The sequence below is a fragment of the Nocardia suismassiliense genome, assembly GCF_900269665.1.
GTDB lineage: Bacteria > Actinomycetota > Actinomycetes > Mycobacteriales > Mycobacteriaceae > Nocardia > Nocardia suismassiliense.
On record NZ_LT985371.1, the window covers coordinates 1 to 2,988 of the forward strand.

A 2,988-nucleotide genomic window follows, 5' to 3' on the forward strand; every position below is an offset into this window, starting at 1 on the left:
CACCCCCACAATCCCAGATGTCGACCCCCTGGGCCGAGCAGGATGGGGACTGCGCGTAGCAACACACGACCAGCTGTGTGAAGTCCGCGAACGAATCCTGGCCGAAGGGTGGCCCGTCGGAGAGATCGAGACCCTACCCACCCAATGGACCATGACCGCCCGCGATCCCGACGGACGACCCGTCGATATCCGAGCCCACCGCCCTCGCGTGACGGAGTAGTCGGTAGCCGACCGAATGACGCGCGACGTCTTGGGTCGCAGCCTGTTCGGCGGCACTGAACCAATCGTTTCCCGGCCCGGCAGTGCTCACGATGGCATAGTTGTCGAAGGCCAGCGGTGGGACGGCAGGGGGCGGGCATGGGCGGTGGCGAGCACCCCGAAACTGCGATCGGTCGGGCACTGTCCAGGTATCGGGTGCGCTACAGCCCGGGTCTGTCCGGCTTGGGGCTGGTCACAGCAGCGGCGCTCGCGTGGGCGTTCATACCGACGCTGCTGACCCAATTGAAGGACACTGATCTGGCGTCACAGATCGCTGCCAACACAATTCTGAATCTTGCGAAATGCCTTGCCGCTGCGGCGATCGTGGTCTCGTTTCGGTCCCCGAGGATGCGGGAAGCTGTGCGCCTGGTGCGAGTGGTGATGCGAGACCGTCGACTGCGGCGCATGGTCGTTCTCGACGGTATCCTCATCGGAGCCAGCAATCTGCTGTTCCTGCTCGCGCTGTCGCAAGGAAACGCGGCGGCCGCGACCCTGATCATGAATAGTTGGCCTGTCGTGGCCACTACCCTGCTGGTCCGATTCATGCCGCGGCTGCGGGTCGTTGGTGGCTTGCAGCTGTCGCAGGCGACGCTGGCGCTGCTCGGCGTGATGGTGATCGTGCTCGCGGCACATACACACGGGGATTCGGCACTTTCGCTGGCATACGCGGGTGGCGCGGCAATTGCGCAAGGCGCGGTTGTCGTGACACACCAGCGTTTCCTGCAGGCGATCGGCGCCGAATGGGAACAGCAGCCGCTGTGGCAGGCGTTGCGCGGCGGCATCGCCACGATAGCGTCGCTCGTATTACTCGTGCCGGTGTTGCTGGTGGAGCCCCCACACCTGCAACTGCCTGCCGAAGCGATGGCGAGTCTCACCCTCGCCGGTGCGCTGTGGGCGGTGTCGGGGATCTTCTTTCATATGGGTGTGATGCGGTCGGAGAATCCGTTCATCACGATCCCCTGGATGCTCGCGCCCCTGCTGTCCGCTCTGTTGGCCTCGATGGCGCAGGGCGCGCCAATCACGCCGGACATCTTCATCGGGGGCGCTATCGTGCTGTCCGCCAACGCAATGCTGATGCTGATGATCGAACCATCCAGGAATGTGGCGATTCTGATGATCACGATCGTCTTCTCCGCCTGTGCCGTGCTGACGATACGTGGTCGTGGGATTGCCGATTATTACTCGATCGTGCAGGCGTTGGCCGCCTTCTTCGCCGTCACGTACGGGTTCTTGGCGACGAGGCTGGACGGTCATCGAACCGCAGCCGAGCTCATGCGGCTGCGCTGGAGCAAATTCGCCGAACTGAGCTCGATGCAGAGTTCGGTGGCGAGCTCGCAGATATCCATGGCGGAGCTCGCATCGCTTCGCGCGGACCGTGACGGGTCGGCGCACTTGCGCCTGCGACTGTTTCCGATCTCAGAATCGTTGGCGGTCACTGCACTCGGGCTCGGCTCGTGCGTGATCGTCACCTACGCCCGACCGAGCGGAAGGGCATCGGATGTCATCGCGTTTCTTATCGTCTCCTCGGTCTTGTTCGCCGTTATTCTGCTGTGGACGAGCTTCGGCGGACACGCAGAGCAGCGCGAAAAGAGCGGGACGATCGTCGGATCTCCCGCCGAGGCGGGCGAGGCCATCTACGGCTACTTCTGCGCCATGGCGGCATACCTGAGCATCACGTTGGCAATTCTTCTCGGCGCACCCAACTGGCCGAGACTCTAGTTCCGAGGAGATGTATGGAAAGCCTGGAATTGCGTTTCTACAGCGACGGAGCGCAGTTGGACGGACGGTTGTATCTGCCACAAGGGCATACGGGACAGGGTGGCCTTCCTCTGGTCATCGCCTGTTCGGGATTTCTCGGCTTGTATCGAATCCACCCCGAGAGATTTGCCCGATACCTCACCACGCGCGGGTTCGCATGTTACGGCTTCGACTACCGAGGGCACGGTGAGAGCGGTGGCACTAGAAACCGCGTCCTCTTGGAGGAGTTGGTCCGCGATATCCGTTGCGCCGTGACCGCGTCCTCCGCGTCCTGGCATGTGAACCGCGACAACGTGTTTCTGCTCGGCTGGGCCATGGGCGCCGGACTCGTGCTGGATGCGGTGCGCGAGTTGCCCGGCGTCAAGGGGATCATCTGCGTCAACGGTCTGTACGACGGCCTCGATTTCCATACCTCGCATCGCGGACAGCAGGGGCTGCACAACTTCCGGCAGTGGATCAATAATGAGCGTCTGCGTCGCGCGCGCAGCGGACAGGCCGAGATGGTCGCGCCGTTCGAGATCTATCCGTTGGACGAGCAGACCCAGGAGTATGTGACCGAATCCCTGGAAGGGATACCCGGTTACGACACCTCGGTGACTTCTTTCGAGTTCGCCGAGTCGCTCATCAGATGGTCCGTCATGCCGATCGTCGCGTCGGCCACCCTTCCGTTGTTCATCGCCCACGGCACGAGCAATGGTCTGCATCCGAAGGAGCAAGCCGAAGCGGTAGTGGCGGCGTACGGCGGCCCGACGACCACCTATTGGATGCCCAATGCGGGACATACCGAGTGGATGCAGGACCACGATCCGCAGTTCCAGCGTCTGTGTGCGGCGATATTCGATTGGTTGTCGAGCCAGGTCGCACCTTAAAGATGTCTCGATCCAGGTCGATGGCAGGGTCCGGCCTGGCGCGGCATTTCCCTGTCCAGCGGTGGGCGATGGTCCGGACTGCGGCTCAGGGGGACTTGCGGGG

At 63.0% G+C, this 2,988-nt stretch carries 2 protein-coding genes and 1 pseudogene; all 3 read left to right on the plus strand.

Annotated features, from left to right (window positions below):
- Positions 1-220: pseudogene (locus tag DBO33_RS44355) on the plus strand (VOC family protein); the annotation flags it as partial.
- 137 nt (positions 221-357) lie between these two features.
- Complete coding sequence (locus DBO33_RS42355) at positions 358-1,977, plus strand: hypothetical protein (RefSeq protein WP_107661295.1); 1,620 nt, start codon at positions 358-360, stop codon at positions 1,975-1,977.
- Positions 1,978-1,991: 14 nt separating this feature from the next.
- Entirely contained in the window at positions 1,992-2,885 is an 894-nt protein-coding gene (locus tag DBO33_RS42360) for an alpha/beta hydrolase (RefSeq protein WP_107661296.1), read from the plus strand.
- Positions 2,886-2,988 lie beyond the last annotated feature (103 nt).

Coding starts and splice junctions, on each gene's coding strand:
- DBO33_RS42360 (WP_107661296.1), top strand. CDS start 1,992: ATGGAAAGCCTGGAATTGCGTTTCTACAGCGACGGAGCGCAGTTGGAC.
- DBO33_RS42355 (WP_107661295.1), top strand. CDS start 358: ATGGGCGGTGGCGAGCACCCCGAAACTGCGATCGGTCGGGCACTGTCC.